Source organism: Gimesia aquarii, assembly GCF_007748175.1.
GTDB classification, from domain to species: Bacteria; Planctomycetota; Planctomycetia; order Planctomycetales; family Planctomycetaceae; genus Gimesia; species Gimesia aquarii_A.
In genome coordinates, this window is the sequence record NZ_CP037422.1 from 7,157,277 (window position 1) to 7,173,862 (window position 16,586).

At 44.4% G+C, this 16,586-nt stretch carries 16 protein-coding genes; 10 read left to right on the forward strand and 6 right to left on the reverse strand.

All coding sequences use genetic code 11. From position 1 onward, the window contains the following. Positions 1 to 11: 11 nt before the first annotated feature. The 3 genes from V202x_RS27005 to V202x_RS27015 form a co-directional block, all read right to left on the reverse strand. Positions 12 to 1,226, reverse strand: coding sequence for a cofactor-independent phosphoglycerate mutase (locus V202x_RS27005; protein WP_145180163.1), 1,215 nt, complete (start codon positions 1,224 to 1,226; stop codon positions 12 to 14). Between the two features lie 167 nt (positions 1,227 to 1,393). Beyond that, a complete protein-coding gene (locus V202x_RS27010) occupies positions 1,394 to 2,734 on the reverse strand; it encodes a hypothetical protein (RefSeq protein ID WP_145180165.1) in 1,341 nt (446 codons plus the stop codon). 230 nt (positions 2,735 to 2,964) lie between these two features. After that, on the reverse strand, positions 2,965 to 4,137 hold the full coding sequence (locus V202x_RS27015) for an isocitrate/isopropylmalate dehydrogenase family protein (RefSeq protein WP_145180167.1): 1,173 nt from the start codon (positions 4,135 to 4,137) through the stop codon (positions 2,965 to 2,967). A gap of 221 nt (positions 4,138 to 4,358) precedes the next feature. Between V202x_RS27015 and V202x_RS27020 the strand changes: the two genes are divergently transcribed. From V202x_RS27020 to V202x_RS27045, 6 genes are all read left to right on the forward strand, one after another. After that, complete coding sequence (locus V202x_RS27020) at positions 4,359 to 4,676, forward strand: Mpo1-like protein (protein WP_145180169.1); 318 nt, start codon at positions 4,359 to 4,361, stop codon at positions 4,674 to 4,676. A 192-nt stretch (positions 4,677 to 4,868) separates the two neighbouring features. Then, positions 4,869 to 7,169, forward strand: coding sequence for a TolC family protein (locus tag V202x_RS27025; RefSeq protein ID WP_197993125.1), 2,301 nt, complete (start codon positions 4,869 to 4,871; stop codon positions 7,167 to 7,169). A 352-nt stretch (positions 7,170 to 7,521) separates the two neighbouring features. Next, positions 7,522 to 8,496 carry a helix-turn-helix transcriptional regulator gene (locus tag V202x_RS27030; RefSeq protein WP_145180173.1) on the forward strand — a complete coding sequence of 325 codons (975 nt, stop codon included), beginning with the start codon at positions 7,522 to 7,524 and terminating at the stop codon, positions 8,494 to 8,496. Positions 8,497 to 8,928: 432 nt separating this feature from the next. Then, positions 8,929 to 9,411, forward strand: coding sequence for a phosphoribosyl-AMP cyclohydrolase (gene hisI / locus V202x_RS27035; RefSeq protein WP_144990492.1), 483 nt, complete (start codon positions 8,929 to 8,931; stop codon positions 9,409 to 9,411). Positions 9,412 to 9,439: 28 nt separating this feature from the next. Continuing rightward, a complete protein-coding gene (locus V202x_RS27040; RefSeq protein WP_145180175.1) occupies positions 9,440 to 10,840 on the forward strand; it encodes a hypothetical protein in 1,401 nt (466 codons plus the stop codon). Positions 10,841 to 10,897: 57 nt separating this feature from the next. Beyond that, positions 10,898 to 11,398, forward strand: a complete 501-nt coding sequence (locus V202x_RS27045; protein ID WP_145180177.1) for a 6-pyruvoyl trahydropterin synthase family protein — start codon at positions 10,898 to 10,900, stop codon at positions 11,396 to 11,398. Positions 11,399 to 11,547: 149 nt separating this feature from the next. Here the strand turns inward: V202x_RS27045 and rpsR are convergent, their stop codons facing one another. From rpsR to V202x_RS27060, 3 genes are all read right to left on the reverse strand, one after another. Continuing rightward, positions 11,548 to 11,829: a 30S ribosomal protein S18 gene (rpsR, locus tag V202x_RS27050; RefSeq protein ID WP_144990498.1), complete on the reverse strand. Its 282-nt coding sequence runs from the start codon at positions 11,827 to 11,829 to the stop codon at positions 11,548 to 11,550. A 108-nt stretch (positions 11,830 to 11,937) separates the two neighbouring features. After that, positions 11,938 to 12,207, reverse strand: a complete 270-nt coding sequence (gene rpsN / locus V202x_RS27055) for a 30S ribosomal protein S14 (protein ID WP_144990500.1) — start codon at positions 12,205 to 12,207, stop codon at positions 11,938 to 11,940. A 164-nt stretch (positions 12,208 to 12,371) separates the two neighbouring features. Then, positions 12,372 to 13,178, reverse strand: coding sequence for an SDR family NAD(P)-dependent oxidoreductase (locus tag V202x_RS27060; protein ID WP_145180179.1), 807 nt, complete (start codon positions 13,176 to 13,178; stop codon positions 12,372 to 12,374). Positions 13,179 to 13,386: 208 nt separating this feature from the next. Between V202x_RS27060 and V202x_RS27065 the strand changes: the two genes are divergently transcribed. The 4 genes from V202x_RS27065 to V202x_RS27080 all read left to right on the forward strand — a co-directional run bounded on the left by V202x_RS27065 (position 13,387) and on the right by V202x_RS27080 (position 16,553). Beyond that, positions 13,387 to 14,067 carry an NAD(P)H-hydrate epimerase gene (locus V202x_RS27065; protein WP_145180181.1) on the forward strand — a complete coding sequence of 227 codons (681 nt, stop codon included), beginning with the start codon at positions 13,387 to 13,389 and terminating at the stop codon, positions 14,065 to 14,067. A 233-nt stretch (positions 14,068 to 14,300) separates the two neighbouring features. Continuing rightward, a complete protein-coding gene (locus V202x_RS27070) occupies positions 14,301 to 15,056 on the forward strand; it encodes a Crp/Fnr family transcriptional regulator (protein WP_145180183.1) in 756 nt (251 codons plus the stop codon). 153 nt (positions 15,057 to 15,209) lie between these two features. Continuing rightward, the gene (locus V202x_RS27075) at positions 15,210 to 15,692 is read left to right on the forward strand and encodes an anti-sigma factor family protein (RefSeq protein ID WP_145180185.1); all 483 of its coding nucleotides are present in this window, start codon (positions 15,210 to 15,212) and stop codon (positions 15,690 to 15,692) included. A 72-nt stretch (positions 15,693 to 15,764) separates the two neighbouring features. Next, the gene (locus V202x_RS27080) at positions 15,765 to 16,553 is read left to right on the forward strand and encodes an SMC-Scp complex subunit ScpB (RefSeq protein WP_145180187.1); all 789 of its coding nucleotides are present in this window, start codon (positions 15,765 to 15,767) and stop codon (positions 16,551 to 16,553) included. Positions 16,554 to 16,586 lie beyond the last annotated feature (33 nt).

A 16,586-nucleotide genomic window follows, 5' to 3' on the forward strand; every position in this document is an offset into this window, starting at 1 on the left:
TCGAATTCAGGCTAGTTCGTCAATGTCCCAAAAAAGAAGGGCATGAGTTGATGGCCTTTGGGAAGCAGTAAATTGCTCTTTCCCGCCGCAACTTCATCATAACTGGTAGCCTGATCGGGACGTACATGCGTGCCACAAATTCCAAAAGGCACATAGCCATGGCTATGAGTTTTCGTTCTCAAAAATGTGGGATGATCAGGGCAAACTAAGAAACGGTACTCGCCTTGCTTTTTTAAGTAATCATGCACAGGCCCTACGATGTGCTCATCGATCATTTCCAGGGCTTTGATTTTTTCCTGTACCTCACCTTCATGCGAAGCTTCATCTGTGGCCTCTACATGCACGACGACAAAATCTGTCTTCTTCAGAGTTTCCATTGCAGCACGGCCTTTAGCTGCGTAATCGGTATCAGTATAACCAGTGGCCCCTTCGACTTCGATTACTTCCCAGCCGAGTAAACGCCCCAAACCTCTCAACAAATCTACTGCTGTGATCACGGCCCCTGTTTTACCGAATTGTTCATGAAAGGGTTTGAGCGCAGGTCTGCTTCCCTGTCCCCATAACCAGATCTGCGTTGCCGCTGGTTGTTTGTCAGATCGATTTTGATTTTTTGATGATTTTGAAAACAGTTTCTTGCTGCGTTCCATCAGGTCGAGCATTAACTCACTTCCTCTGCCTGAGGGAAGGTCATGCTGAATTGGTTGGTCGGTTAAATCATGAGGAGGTACTGTGAGTGTCCCTGAATCAAAAGGGGGATCATCTCCACTCTGCCCTCGATAGATCAATAAATTGCGATAGCTGACGCCTTGATGAAATTCCCATTGCAGATCATCGGCAGTTTCCTCTTGAAGCAAACCAACTAATTCTTCACCAACATCATTGGGAAGTTGAGATGCTGTGAAACTCGCCATGTTCCCCTCAGCAATCGTGACAAAATTACAACGGATGGCCCAGTCATGAGCGCCTAACTCGATTCCCTGTGCGGCCGCTTCAAGAGGAGCGCGACCAGTATGATAAGTCAGAGGATCGTATCCAAAAAGACTCATTGTTCCCACATCACTGCCGGAGGGCATTGATGCAGGCACGGTATCAGTTCTCCCGAGAATCCCTTGAGAAACAATGGCATCCATATGGGAAACCTGGGCCGCCTGCAAAGGCGTCTTGCCACCTAATGTTTCTTGTGGCTCATCCGCACAACCATCTGGGATTACGAGAACATATTTCATCTTATTGACATTTACTCTCAGGTAGGATCAGGGAACGAAAAACGAAAGGCCAGCTACCTGTTTACTATCCTGAATTTAGGATCTTCCTGCAAGTAACTTGAGTTAGGAAATTGTGTCATGCTCCTTTTCAAGAAGTGTCGTAGTTGATCTGGAGCAGAAACCTACGCTTATTTGGGTTGAGGATCAGACTCAACAAAATCGCGAGGCATAGGCATATCTTTTGTAATGACGTTCCACGAAGCACCCATTTCGCGGAATTGATTAAAATTCTTAGGTTTATATGAAAACTCTAATTGTGGAGTTTTCATCTTCGCTTGTCCTTTTTCGAAATAGGAATGCATGGCAGCATCCAACACTCCAGTCATCAATAATGTTCTTTCGCAGGGATATGGTTCCTTCTTATGCACGAACAAATATTGAATCGCGTTTGAAAATGCCCGGAACAGATTGCGATTTCCCCAGGGACCAGGGAAAAACGTAGTCGCCTTGGGCTTTGATTCACCTTTCACACGACAAGCAAAATTCCAGCGAACGCCATTTGAACCAATCTTAAGCATCGTCGCACGAAAACCATCTTTATATTCCAATAGGATTCCATGAGGCTCTGACGTACCCTCTTTCCCAACCCTATCAAAGAGAGACCGCTTCTTACTTCCTAGCTCCGCCTGCATCGCTGCCTCAGCGAGCTTCATTGACCAACGTCCTTCACGGCCCGCCTTGATCAATTCATCTCCCTTCAAAAATTGAACAGATGAAACTCCAGTCTCTCCCCCTTTGCGAAATTCCACCATTGACTGCAAAACTTCTAACCCATGAATATCATATTTTTCAATGGGTCCGCCATGAATTGAGACTGCATCTTCTAATTCCGTACCATAAGGTATTTCCAATGGAATGGTTCGTACTGCCAGAGGAACCGAGCTACCAACCATCATCGGAAACTCATATTTTTGAGAGGTGTCATACATCTCGCGCGCCCAATCCCAACGATAAGAATAATGTTTATCACTGAAAACAGGTACAAATCGTTTCGATTGTTTCATCACATCGACGATCTCATCGAAAAAACGTTTTCGGGGATACATAGTCTGACCATATTTTGTATCAGGATAAGTACCATGCTCACCGATAGAGAGAACAGCATCGACCGCTAACTCCTTGCCTCCTAGGCATAATGCTTCACGAATTGTCTTATAAATCGGAATATTATATTTTTTTGCAACACCCCGCGAAAGATCTCGATCTGTAAACTGATCACCATAAAAAGAAACGACATCACACTGTGGTTGTAGCAACTTCCCATTAAAAAGATACGGCCCTAAAAAGGGATGCAAAATGTGATAGGCATGAGAAATGTAAAAAAATTCGGTATAAATGGCAGCTACCTGAGGACGCCTTGATTCAGCTGCTTCGGAAGCGAGCTTTTGCCAATTCAGACCGGCAGCACCAGCAAATGTTGCCGCACTCATTTTCAACAATTCACGGCGAGAAAGAAAATGGTTCGTCATGAGGAAGGCTCCTGTAGTAGGATCAATTTAGGTGGGATAAGTGCCTTCATCGTATCAAAATTGATTGATCTCTTCACCAATTTTATATATTGATTAACCAATTCTTACAAATATTTATAAACAGATTACGTAAATTACTATTGTGTATCTAGCACAAAAAAACTGCGATTCGAGGCACTTTTAGTATGTCGAATCGCAGTTATCAATTTGATAAAACAAATGCAAATAGATTATTGCATTTTACGACAGATCGCGTCAGCCATCTCTTGAGTTCCAACGGCTGTAGGATCATTTCGATCGTCCTTGAGATCATAAGTCACATCTTTACCTTCAGCAATCACATCGGCAACAGCCTGATCCAGCTTGGTTGCCGCATCGTGTTCACCCAGATAATCGAGCATCATCTTTCCAGATAGAATCAAGGCAACGGGATTGACTTTATTCTGTCCTTTGTATTTGGGAGCAGAACCGTGTGTAGCTTCGAAGATAGCCGACTCAGGCCCAATATTCGAACCAGGGGCAACACCCAAACCACCGACCAGACCAGCACACAAGTCGCTCAGAATATCGCCATACAAATTAGAAGTGACAAGTACATCATATAACTCTGGTTTTTGCACAAGTTGCATGCACATGTTGTCAATCAGGCGTTCGTTGTATTCAATACTGCCACCACAGTCCGGTACTTGGCCTGCCAGTTTTGCGTCAGGCTCAACACCTTCAGCGAGATCTTCCCACTCAAATTTGGCACCGTAGGCCTTGGCGACCGCACGTGTTTCGTCATACCACAGACCATCTGTAAATTTCATAATGTTGGCTTTACAGATTGAAGTAACTGCTTTGCGCTTGTTATCGACAGCATATTTAAATGCGTAATTACAGATATCGCGAGTTCCCTGATACGACATCGGCTTGATACTTACACCCGTCTCATTAACAGGAGTATTAATTTTTTTACCGGTTGCATATTCGTTAATCGTGTTGATTAGTGCGGCCGTCTTTTCTTCACCTGCTTGAAATTCAACACCCGCGTACAAATCTTCGGTATTTTCACGAACGACGACCAAATCGACATTAGATTCAGAAAAGTAAGTCCGCACCCCTTTGTAAGTTTTGCAAGGACGAATGCAGGCATATAAGCCCAACTCTTGTCGCAGAAATACATTGACACTGCGGAAGCCTTTTCCGATCGGAGTCGTAATAGGTGCTTTCAAGGCGACTTTGTTAGCCCGAATAGATTCCATGACTCGATCAGGGACGCTACCTTCAGCCTCTATCACTTCGATTCCACATTCCTGAAGGTCCCAGTCGATTTTCACGCCAGTAGCATCAACACACTTACGTGTTGCTTCGGCAATTTCCGGACCAACTCCATCTCCCGGAATTAATGTGACTTTATACATCGTTTCCTCAAATACTTCTGATAAAAAAGGGCATGTAACCGGGAACTCAAGTTCGTGTAGCAAACCGAAAGGAGTATGCTGACTCTTGAAACCAAAGGCCACACTGGTTGATACTGAATAGACAGTGCACAAGCAAGCTGTGACCGTATCAAAACAGAAATCGCTTTTCAACTATACGCGATGAACGGTACTTACTTTTCAAGCCAATCGGATGAATTCAGATGATTCAACGCTTTTTCAGCAATTATTTTCTCAGACACCAAAACAGGCTCAATCAAATCCTGCATATGATTGGAGTTCCGCTGACATTCGGAGGATTGATTGGATTTGGATTAGCCAACCAGTGGGTTTTGGCCGGAATCGCGTTCTTTGCGGGATACGCTTTACAGTTTTTAGGTCACTTTATTGAACAGAATGATGCGGGAGAAGTCATTCTACTAAAGAAAATGCTGGGAAAGCCTTACACAGAGTTCGGGCCAAACACACAAAAACATTTGAATTTTGACCAATCGTCAAAAAAGTCAAGTTGTAACGATTAAACAGCCGATACCGAAAATAGTGATTTTACCAAACGGGCAGCTTGTGCTCCGAACCATTGTTTCACATACAAAATTGGTTGTCAGCGCGCATTGGTGAATTCTCCCAGAATTACTATCGATTATGAACCCTAAGTGGTTATGAAAAAACACTTTGTAACCATAATCGACGTTCATGTCTTTAAGGATGGATACATGAACCTTCGTCAGAAGTTACACCAATTTTTCTGTGGTTGTCTGATTACCAGCCAATTGGTTGGTTGTCATGGCCTCGGTACCGATACGGATCTGCATTACCTCGGTGACAAAGAACTTCAATATTATGAAGATGTCGCCACAAAAATCGAATATCCGGCTGTGTTCGAGGAAACGCCAGAAGAAATTACGTTTTCTGGCAAACCACGTACGTTGGCAGATCGTTCGCAGGATGAAATTTGGGATTTACCATTGATGGACGCGATCCACTTGGGTCTGTCGAATAGTGAAGTCATCCGTGTCGCTGGTACGCTGGGGACAAACGGAAACGGGCTACTGAATAATCCGGATGGAACTCCATCTGTTTACGACCCATCCATTCAGGAAACCAATGTGCTATTGGGTGGTTCGCGTGGCGTTGAAGCAGCCCTTTCTGCCTTTGATACTACTTTCACGGCAAATATGTTATGGGGCCGCTCAGAACAGGTTCAAAACAGCCCGTTTTTTGGTGGAGTTCCGGGCGGTACTTTGACTCAGGAAACGGGACAATTTCAATCTGGTCTTTCCAAAACATTTGCAAACGGCGGACAATTTTCCATCAATCATAACTGGAATTACCAGGGTAGTAATGCGACGAGCCAATTATTCCCTTCCAACTATACTGGCAACTTTGGTGCTTCCTATCGTCAACCATTCCTGGCAGGAGCCGGGGTTGATTACACCCGCATTGCAGGTCCGATTGGCTCTGGATTCACTGGCATTACCGGTGTTAGCCAGGGGGTCGTCATCGCACGTATCAACAACGATTTAGTACTCGCGGATTTCGAGAGAAACGTTCGCAACCTGGTCTCAGATATTGAAGAGAGCTATTGGCAACTTTATCTGGCTTATCGATTGTATGATACACAAGTCGTGGCCCGTAATTCTGCATTACGTAGTTGGCGCGAGGCACATGCAAAGCTAGAAGCCGGTGGTACCAGGAACTTCAAACCAGCTGACGAAGCACAAGCCAAAGATCGTTTGTTTGAAACTCAGTCTTTAGTCCAGTCAACACGGAGTGATATTTATACCGCTGAAAGCCGTTTCCGTCGACTTGTTGGACTACCCGTTAATGATGGTAAAATCATTCGTCCGATTGATGACCCTGTTTCAGCCGAGTTTACACCAGACTGGAGTATGTGTCTGACTGAGGCGCTGGTGCATCGAGTTGAACTTCGAAGACAAAAATGGAATATTAAAAGTCTCGAATTTCAGCGTTTAGCTGCTACCAGCCTGACCCGACCGCGACTGGATCTCGTATCCAGTTATCAAGTGAATGCATTCGGCGATAGACTGCTGAGTCAGAGAAACACAGATGGCATTACCGCTCAAGGCTTACATAGCGCCTATGGAACATTGATGCAAAACGATCAGGATAGCTGGACGATCGGCTGGGAATTCAGTGTTCCACTTGGTTTTCGGTCAGCTCATGCTCAAGTTGAAAACCTGGAGTTTCGAATCTCGAAAGCACGTAGTGTGTTACAAGCGCAGGAAATGGACGTCAGTCAGGAACTGGCGATTACCTTCCAGGATCTGGCTAAAAACTACGCTACAGCGCAATCGAATTTCAATCGTTGGCGTGCAGCTAGAAGACGAACCGAACTATTTGACGCAGAAGTCCAGGCAGGAACCACTACACTCGATACCTTGTTACGTGCTCAATCCAGTCTAGCAGCCGCCGAAACAGAATATTATCGATCGCTGGTCGCTTACAATGTAGCCATTAAAAACCTCTACAAATGGAAAGGAACCTTGCTGAAGCACAACAATATCCATTTGATGGAAGGAGAGTGGTCACCAGTAGCATATCAGCAGGCAATCAGACGAGCCTGGGCCAGAACTCATGGTATCGAAGCTCATAAACTGCGTAGCAAACCAGAACCGTTTGTTGCGGCAGGGTATGTGGGCGAAGTTGGCTTAATGCCCACCAATGAGGGAGAAGCAGAGATGATGGAGCAACAAGATGGCCTGACGCCAAGCGTTTTACCTGTTCCAGAACCAGAAACGTCTCCCGATTATGCACCACCGGTTCCAGAGGCAAATGAACCAGCGGCCCATTTAGAAAGTTCTGATATTGACGTAAGAAATCCATTTGTTTTATCCGATACAGAAAGAACAGTCGAGTACATACTTGGCTCAGACGAGACGCAAACCCTAGATGACATAACACCAGTTTCAGCAACGGAACATGAAGCTTCAACTTCAGATACTGAACAAATAGAAGAGCTTGAATTATTACCTGCCTCGAATTTTGTGGAATGAAAGCACCTCGGACAATACTCATGTTATTCCGATAATACAGCCTTCGCAGGTTAGCGAATTACTCATTCATTTTTTTTAAAATCGATTTTGATTTCTGAGACTCTTTGTCGTAAGTACGAGCTAGATTTAGACAAAGCTTGTGAGTGAAAAGCCTACTGCTGCTCATTTTCGCTCACAATACGCTCGTATCGATGCCCATCTCCATCGATTGTTATTTCCAAGTGTTGGTTTGCATCACTTGTTACCGCAATTATGATGAATCGTGGTACTACAAGTGCAACTCAACCTGAGTATTCGGGTTTGAAAACCCGCCACTAATCAGGCTTGTGGAAAAGCATTCAAAAGATAATCTATGGTAGCTGGACGAATTCATCGTCTCCTAAAGCTGATCGCTTTGTTACAGTCGGGGCGAGTTTATAACTCTGCACAACTCGCTACCGAATGTGAAGTCAGTCGCAGGACGGTATTTCGAGATCTAAGTACATTACAAGAGTCAGGTATCTATGTCCTGTATGACGAAGAAAGGCAAGGATACTCTCTTCCGTGGCGGACAATCGTTCCCTTCAAAGATTTGACCTTTGAGGAAGTTCTCGCATTACTCGTTTTATGCCAGAACCTTGATAAAACTATTGTCGGACTTCCGATTCACCAATTTGCAAGATCAGCGTCTACTAAAGTTTTGAGTAGCTTGCCAGATCAATTGCGTGAAGATGTCATCGACGCAGCACAACTGATCTCCATCTGGTTCCCTTCTACAAATCCACATATACGTAATGTAATTCATCACAAAAATCTGTTCAAAGCAGCAATAGAAAAAAGAAATGTTCGCATCCAACATGCTTGTCCTAAAGAACAGAAAACCATCTCTACGATGTTGAGCCCGTTTCATATATTATATTCCAATCAACAGTGGTATGTTGTAGGACGATCTTCTATTGATAGAGGAATAAAAGTATTTCCGCTTCAGACGATTGTAAAATCAGAACTATTGGATGAAACATTTAAAAAGCCATCTCGTTTTAATCTTAATCGTTACCTTGGTAAGTCATGGAACCCCATAAAACATTCTCGCAAATTGCAATCGGTTAAAATTCACTTTGAACGTAATGCCGGTGAAAAAGTTTCCCTGGTTTGCTGGGATCAATCGCAAGAGATCAAGAAGCTGAAGGGAGGCACGATTGAACTTCGTGCGCAAGTTGACAGCCTGGACTGCATTTCCGATTGGGTATTGAGTTTTGGAGATCAAGCTGAGGTTATTTCACCTCGTCCCTTTCGCAAACTTGTAAAAGAGAAAATTTTACGCATGTCTCAGATTTATTCAGCGTAATCAAGCTTTAATTCTTTCGTGATATATTCCGCGAACTTTTTAGAGCAAAAATCCTCTCTAGTAATAAATTACACATTCTCTCACAACTCGGTTAATAGTTTGTTTGAAGATTGCGCATGTATACTGTTTTTATCCTAAAAGACGATTATTCTATGAATCCTCTCAAAATCTCCTCTGAAACTACTGACCTGCCACACCATTAGGTTTACCATTTTAAGAGCAGGAAATCTCCCGATTTCCGCTTGAAGAACGCCTCAGATCATGTGTCTGACATCAAGCTTTGATTATGATGTACTCAGCCGCATTGCTTTTCCTGAGAAGATCGATATTTGGTCGATTCATTTAGAGTTTCAAGTCCCATATAAAAAGTATTAAGTGGGGAACTTCTCCACAGATTAGATAAAGATTGCATTGAAGTGAGGTAAGAGAAACATGTCAGATGGTATTCAATTCGCTGAACGGACTTCAGTCGAGCAGGTTGAAGAAGGAACAGAACTGGCCCCTAAGTTTGATCAGGACGGTTTGATTCCTGTCGTGACCACAGATTTTAGTTCTGGTGAATTGTTGATGCACGCCTATATGAATGAGGAAGCGCTCAAGAAAACGATCGAATTGGGGGAAGCCGTCTATTGGAGCCGAAGCCGTCAAGTGCTCTGGCACAAAGGTGCCACGAGTGGGCTCGTTCAAAAAGTGAAAGCGCTTCTGATTGATGATGACCAGGATACCATCTGGTTACGAGTCGATGTTCAAGGGGGCGCCAGTTGTCACGTAGGTTATCGGTCCTGCTTTTATCGTCGTGTTCCGGTAAGCGAAGAAATGAATGAGAAAGGCCTCGGACTCCAATTCACCGAAACGGAAAAAGTATTTGATCCCAAAGAGGTCTATGGAGACGCTCCGAACCCAACGAAACTGTAAGCTGTGTAAATACAACTGAAGGTGAATCATGAGTAATTTCAGTCGACGCGATTTCCTTGCAGCTTCTTTGGCTGCTACGGGTAGTACGTTTTCTCTCAGTGAGTGGTCTTTCGCAAACAATGAAGAAACGTCTGCGAATCCAAATCTGCACCTTGCTCCATTTCGCTTTGATGTTTCACCTCCGAAAGGTCATTCACTGTGTGGTGGCTGGATTAAGCCGGTAGTTGGCTATGATGATTCGCTGGAAGCAATTGGATATGTTTTACTGGGTGCTGGTAAGCCAATCGTCGTTTGTGCGGTTGACTGGACAGGTCTGTTAAATGATGCTCATATCGCCTGGCGGAAAGCATTAGCAGACGCAGCTGGCACAACCATCGATCGAGTCGCCGTACAATGTGTCCATCAGCATAATGCTCCATTTGCATGCTTGAATACCGAGCAGATCGTGCTCGAACAAGGCGATTTGCCACATGTTATCGAACTGGATTTTTTCAATTCTTGTCTGGAGAGAGCCCGTAAAGCAGTGGCAGCAGCGCTTCCCAAAGCAGAAGCTGTGACACACATCGCACATAGCCAAAGTAAAGTCGAAAAAGTCGCATCCAACCGTCGTATTGACCGGGACAAGAATGGAAAAATTAAACGTATGCGGGGAAGTAGTTGTAAGGATGAATCACTTCGAAGCATGACAGAAGGAATCATTGATCCCTGGCTGAAAACAATCGCCTTTTACAATAAAGATAAAAAGCTGGTTTCCTGTCATTATTATGCAACGCATCCCATGAGTTATTATGGCGATGGACGTGTCAGCAGTGACTTCACCGGCATCGCCCGCAAGCAACGGCAAGAAGAAGAGCCAGGTTGCACTCACATTTATTTCACGGGATGTGCAGGCAATGTGTCAGCTGGTAAATACAATGACGGCTCTCACGAAATGCGTAAAATTCTGGCACGTCGGATTTATGATGGTATGATTGCATCTGAGAAACAATTAAAGCCCGAACCCATCGGGCAGGTTTCCTGGAAATCACATGATATTCTACCACCGGTAAGAAACACTTATCAGGCAGCTGAGTTAAAGAAGAGGATTTCGAATAAGGCCAATCGAGTCGTAAATCGAAATCGGCCTTCTTTTACTCTAGCCTGGCTCGAACGCGTTGAGAAGAAGGTTCCGATTACATTAAGTTCTCTGCAAATGAATGACATCAAAACGCTTCATTTACCAGCAGAAAGCTTCATCGAATACCAGTTACGCGCTCAAAGCATGCAGCCCGATCAATTCATCGCGACTGCCGCTTATGGTGATGGCGGGCCATGGTATATTCCGATCGCAGAAGAATACCCCGCGGGCGGCTATGAAGTGAGCGTTGCCTTTTGTGATCCAAAGGTAGACACCATCATGACGCAGGGTATGAAATTCCTACTGAGTTAGAGAGCAAGTTTTTAGAAGCATTATCGAGAAAGCCAATTAAGAGGACGAGTTGATATTATGGGTATGACAATTATGCGTCGGGTCAAGTTTAATGCAGGACACCGATTATTTCGCCATGAAGGGAAATGTCAATTTTTTCATGGCCATAATTATGTCGCAGACTTTTATGTGACCGGCCCGGAAACTGATGCCGTGGGACGAATTATCGACTTTGCGCATCTCAAATCCCTGCTGAAGGGCTGGATTGATGAAAACTGGGATCATGGATTTCTACTCAATATCGAAGACGAAAATGGCCTGAAAGCCATCCGCATGGTGGAACCTACCAAATATTTTGTACTTCCTTACAATCCAACTGCGGAAAACATGGCGAAGTATTTACTCGATGAAGTCTGTCCTAATCTGTTAGGCGAATTAGGGGTGCAGGCTGTGAAAGTTGTAATCTGGGAAACAGAAGAATCTTGTGCCGAAGCCACTTTGGATCAAAAAGACAAATCGGATTATGATCTGTTAGATGCATTTCAAACCGACTCCTTCCCGACTGGACTCAACTGGTAAACGTCTTCTGGAATTACAACTTCTACTTCATCATTCCATCAGTCTCTCTCGAAAGAACTCTGAACTCGTGCTTCTTTAAGGAAATTAAAAAGGCTCTGGATATTATCCAGAGCCTTTTTAATATGAATTCAGGATTTATGCTATGCCGCTTAGTCCTCGGAAACGTGCGACAGCAAACCGATAAAGCGGGCTCTCAAGACAGCACGGCGAACGGCTCGTTGATAAAGAGCAGAGGTACCAGTACGACGGCGAGGTAAAATGCGTCCTTCACGATCCAGAAGGGAACGCAATGTTCTCAGATCCTTATAATCGACATAAACAGGACGCGGAATATTTCCATCCGGACAGAACCGACATTTGAGCTTCTTTTTCAGGCGTGCTCGTTTTTTCCGTCGTTTGACAATTTCTTTTCTAGATAAACCGACCGACATTTTGTTTTTTCCTATTTCATGCGTCGTGACAGGGGACACCCAAATTGGGGCGACGCTATTTTGTAAAGTACTGGCTTAAATCGAAGACCAACCTTCAATCTGTTGATACTACCAGCTTGATTTCTTCATGCCTGGAATCAGACCATCTAAAGCCATGTCTCGTAATGCGATACGAGAGATCTGGAACTTACGATAGTTACCACGGGGACGGCCCGTTAATTGGCATAAACGACGAAGACGTGTTTTGCTGGAATTACGAGGTAGTTTCGCTAGTCCAGCGTAATCGCCTTTGGCGATCAACTCTTCGCGTTGTGCAGCATATTTTGCAACGAGTTTTGCGTTTCTCTTTTGCTTTTCAATTTTTGCTTTTGAAGCCATCTATATACCTTCTTCGAAATTCCAAATATGGGAACGACAGTTATACTGCGATTTGCGTTAGATCGTCAACTTGCTGAGCTCTGTTCAAAACAAAATCAGCTAAAAAAGCGGATCGCAGAGGGCAAACTCAATTTGAAGCACAATAGAAAGTGTTCTTTTGTGCCCTATTTCTTGTCTTTTTGTGGCTGTGGACGGAAATATTTCATCGACTCGACTACCACTGTCCTACGAGTCGCGATCCGCACCAACAACGATAAGAAATAATTACCCCAACCAGAAACCGCGTATTGCCGCTTTTTTTCAACCGCTTTCAGACCTGTTTTGACTACTTGTTCCACAGTCTGGAATCGGTGTTTTTTCAGCCATCCTTCAACGCCGGCGACATCAAAAAATTCGGTTTGCGTCGTTCCCGGACACAGGGCAGTGACTGTCACTCCTTTGTCGCGTGCTTCCGCCCATAATCCTTCACTAAAATGCAATACGTAACTTTTGCTGGCTGCATATGATGACATGTAGGCCACTGGTTGAAAAGCAGCTACTGAGGCAATATTGATGATGGCGCCATGCCCGCGTTCCATCATTTCAGGCAAATAAAGATACGTCAGTTCGGTCAATGCTCCCACATTCAGCCGCACCATTTGCATCACTCGTTTGGCGTCGGTAGAGGCAACATCAGAAACCACACTAAACCCGGCATTATTAATCAGCAATTCAATCTCGACGCCACGCCGCTTGACCTCATCGTATAGCTTCTGAGGAGCTTCCTGCTCAGAGAGATCTAATGTGATGACTTCAGTCTTTGTTCCGTGACGAGTTAATAATTCTGAGGCCAGGTTTTCCAGATGCTCCTCGCGACGTGCCGTCAGGACCAAGTGCATACCTCGTGCAGCCAGTCGGTGCGCAAATTCCAAACCAATCCCTGATGAAGCGCCCGTGACCAGAGCCCATCGGTTAGAATATTCATCTATCACAGCTGACTCTCCAGAAGTATCCTATTGGAGGCTAAGAATTTCCTATTTTGAAAAGAGATCGGGAAAACATGCCCGCATCATGTAAGATCGTAATTTAAATTCCATCAGGTGAAAACCCCGTAACCACTGTTTATAAAATTACTTTGAGCGATTTTTTACTATTTTTAACTCTATTTGCATACCCCGAATTCACAAAACGAGAATAAAAATGGCCCATTATGAACGACTAAGCCGGAAAGCAGTTCGGAGTGTAGACCAACGTACGGTCGAAGAATTTGGTCTGCCCGGAATTGCACTCATGGAAAACGCCGGGCGAGGCGTGTTTGAACTGCTCGTATCACTGAAAGTAAAAGGACCCGTCAAAATTTGTGCTGGTAAAGGCAATAATGGCGGTGATGGGTTTGTCATTGCCCGACATTTGGATAATGCTGGTATTCCCGTGCAAATTTATCTATTGGCAGACCCCGAACAACTTAAGGGAGATGCTGCGATAAATTATCAAGTGGCTTTAAGGATGGGTTTAGTAATCCACTGTGATCCCAACTTAGATTACCCTGAAGAATTTCGGACATTTCTAGAAGAAGCAGATTGGATCGTAGATGCACTGTTAGGAACCGGCATTCAAGGTACAATTCGCCCGCCATTTACAACCGCGATCCAGATTATGAACCAATCTCAGGGAAACAAGTTAGCGGTAGACCTTCCTTCTGGTCTCGACTGTGATTCAGGATTGCCATTGGGAGATTGTGTCGTCGCTAATCATACTGCAACGTTTGTAGCTGAAAAAAAGGGATTCGCTCTACCAGACTCGAAGCAATACACGGGAACGATCTCTGTTCTGGACATAGGTGCTCCTCGGAAAGTAGTGACTGAGCTTCTAGAAAAATGATCATTTTCAATTAAGTCATATGGCACGAAATCGGTTTACCTGCAATCACTTAAGAGGAAAAATTCGATGATTTCCTGAGATGGGGGTTCTCAAATGGACTTCGGAACCTCTATATTATTATCATCCCACTTGGTACTATTAATACATTCAAGCATTCGATTTGTTGCAACCGACTACATAATACTTGCCACCTCATATTCTTCTTCTCTGGAATATGGATAAGGTTCAGCTGTATGGACAAAAATTTCTGGTACTTGAAGAACTGTGATTTGTTTGAACGGCTGAGCCAGGATCAAATCGCGGATGTCGAAAGGCACTCTTCCGTACGGCAGTTCGGTCGAGGAAATCTGGTGTATCTCCCGACCGAAAGTAGCGATTCAGTGTTCCTCGTACTTACCGGGAGAATCAAGCTCTATCATATTACAGGTGAAGGAAAACAGGCACTTCTGGCGTTGATTGAACCTGGAGAACTCTTCGGAGAATTAGCCATCCTGGGGGGTGGCGAACGCGAAGAATATGCTGAAGCAATGCTGAAATCCACAATTCTTCGTATTCCCGGACAGGTCATTCAGGATCTGATGGAACAACATGCCGGTGTCTCTCTGGGTGTAACAAAACTGATGGGGCTGCGACGTCAACGCGTCGAGCAAAGATTAAAATCGTTACTGTTTCGCTCAAATCGTGATCGACTCACTCACTTATTACTCGACTTAGCTGAAAAATATGGCCGTTTTACCCCACAAGGGGTTCTAATCAATATCAAACTTTCTCATCAGGAACTGGCCAGTATCATTGGCAGTACGCGCGAGACAGTGACTGTTCTGCTGGGCGAGATGCAGGACGAACGGACGATCGATGTGCAAAAACGACAAATTATCTTGCGAAAGGCTCAGCATCTGGCACATTCGATTGATTTTAAACTCACTCCCGCCCTCCTAACTAAACCAGACCAGTCAGGAGAACATTTATTAAGAGGCGCAGAAGCATAATTATTTCGTTTTTTGGGTCAGAAAACGTAGATATGTTCAAACTGTAAGCTATTTCACAGACTACATCAGAGAAGAATTCGATAATTAAAATAGGGTTTTATCCCCAATATTACAAAGGCTCAGTTCCTACTGATTCAGGTAGGAGGTTTTGACATGAACGAAAATAATCCAACCGAACAACACCAGGATTCTGAAACTAAGTGGCAGCCTTGCGCTTCAGGTGATTTAAGCCAATTTGTGTCAGTCATGAAAAAACGCAAACAAGTCAGTCGTTTCATTACTGGTGCGGAGATCGTAACTGCTTGTCTGATCATAGGTATGGTTGGTTTTTTTGGTATGAATCAGCTCTCGGGACCTTCCAGTCAGACTATTCAAGTCTCAACAGAGGATTCGGAAAACTTTTGCCCTGGCGGAATTTACTGTCCTGAAGTCATCGATCATGCCAAAGATTATGTGTCAAATCTGTTAGACCAGGAACTGACCCAGAAAATCGAAGCTCATCTGGTGAATTGTCCTCATTGCCAAAAAAAGGTTGATCAACTTAGGGCAAACATGGACAATAACGCAGCCGACCAGAAAGCCGCCTTACTGAAGCAGGCTAAATGGGAGGCCTATCTACTGGCGTTAAATCAGTAGTAGCCTTTTTCTTTATGATGCACATCAGCCATCTTGCCGTTCGATGTCTGATTCCCTGAAAGGATTGAGGGAATGTCCCCGGAAGAAGAAACACCTGAATCCAATGAAACAACCATCTTCAACGAAGATGATTTTCTAGCTGCATTTGCATCGAACGGCGAAGTCGATGAAAAACTAGATGCCGATTACGAGCGCGCCATCGAAGCGCTTGAAGCAGTTGAACGCGATCTGGAACTCCCGGAAGTCCAGAACGGTATTGATAACAACGAAGCGCTTCAATCAGAGGCATCTGCAAATAAACAACAGGCTAGTTCTCTAACCGAGTCTCAGAGAGAAGCACGAGTTCCTCCCAGACAGATCATTGAAGCCGCTTTGTTTGTGGGAGGAGAACCATTAACAACTAAAAAATTGTGCAATCTTCTGAATAGTGAATTTTCTTCTTCCTATGTTGACGATTTACTGGATGACCTCAATCGTCAATACATTGATGAAGCACGGCCATATGAAATTCGCATGGAAGAAGGTGGCTATCGGCTCGTGCTACGTCACGACTTCGAACGCATTCGAAACCGGGTATTTGGTTTTGGCCCCAAAGAGGTCAAACTCTCACAGGATGCACTAGAAGTGCTCGCACTCGTGGCTTATCACCAACCTATCAGCAAAGACCAAATCATCGAAGCCGGCAAGGAGAAAGCTGTGGGTGTTTTACGCCAACTTTTAAGGCGCGAGCTCATTGCCATCGAACGCGAAGCAGAAGGCAAATCAGATGTCAAATACATCACCACTGCCCGCTTCCTGCAAGTCTTCGGTTTGGGGAACATAGAAGAACTCCCCTATAGCGAATCATTGAGCCATAAATAGACTTCTTCTATTGGCATCACTATTGAGCGCACT

What these genes read in the sequence shown, in the direction of transcription:
- V202x_RS27005 (WP_145180163.1), bottom strand. Translation starts at nt 1,226, where the DNA reads ATGAAATATGTTCTCGTAATCCCAGATGGTTGTGCGGATGAGCCACAA.
- V202x_RS27010 (WP_145180165.1), bottom strand. Translation starts at nt 2,734, where the DNA reads ATGACGAACCATTTTCTTTCTCGCCGTGAATTGTTGAAAATGAGTGCG.
- V202x_RS27015 (WP_145180167.1), bottom strand. Translation starts at nt 4,137, where the DNA reads ATGTATAAAGTCACATTAATTCCGGGAGATGGAGTTGGTCCGGAAATT.
- V202x_RS27020 (WP_145180169.1), top strand. Translation starts at nt 4,359, where the DNA reads ATGATTCAACGCTTTTTCAGCAATTATTTTCTCAGACACCAAAACAGG.
- V202x_RS27025 (WP_197993125.1), top strand. Translation starts at nt 4,869, where the DNA reads ATGAACCTTCGTCAGAAGTTACACCAATTTTTCTGTGGTTGTCTGATT.
- V202x_RS27030 (WP_145180173.1), top strand. Translation starts at nt 7,522, where the DNA reads ATGGTAGCTGGACGAATTCATCGTCTCCTAAAGCTGATCGCTTTGTTA.
- hisI (WP_144990492.1), top strand. Translation starts at nt 8,929, where the DNA reads ATGTCAGATGGTATTCAATTCGCTGAACGGACTTCAGTCGAGCAGGTT.
- V202x_RS27040 (WP_145180175.1), top strand. Translation starts at nt 9,440, where the DNA reads ATGAGTAATTTCAGTCGACGCGATTTCCTTGCAGCTTCTTTGGCTGCT.
- V202x_RS27045 (WP_145180177.1), top strand. Translation starts at nt 10,898, where the DNA reads ATGGGTATGACAATTATGCGTCGGGTCAAGTTTAATGCAGGACACCGA.
- rpsR (WP_144990498.1), bottom strand. Translation starts at nt 11,829, where the DNA reads ATGTCGGTCGGTTTATCTAGAAAAGAAATTGTCAAACGACGGAAAAAA.
- rpsN (WP_144990500.1), bottom strand. Translation starts at nt 12,207, where the DNA reads ATGGCTTCAAAAGCAAAAATTGAAAAGCAAAAGAGAAACGCAAAACTC.
- V202x_RS27065 (WP_145180181.1), top strand. Translation starts at nt 13,387, where the DNA reads ATGGCCCATTATGAACGACTAAGCCGGAAAGCAGTTCGGAGTGTAGAC.
- V202x_RS27070 (WP_145180183.1), top strand. Translation starts at nt 14,301, where the DNA reads ATGGACAAAAATTTCTGGTACTTGAAGAACTGTGATTTGTTTGAACGG.
- V202x_RS27075 (WP_145180185.1), top strand. Translation starts at nt 15,210, where the DNA reads ATGAACGAAAATAATCCAACCGAACAACACCAGGATTCTGAAACTAAG.
- V202x_RS27080 (WP_145180187.1), top strand. Translation starts at nt 15,765, where the DNA reads ATGTCCCCGGAAGAAGAAACACCTGAATCCAATGAAACAACCATCTTC.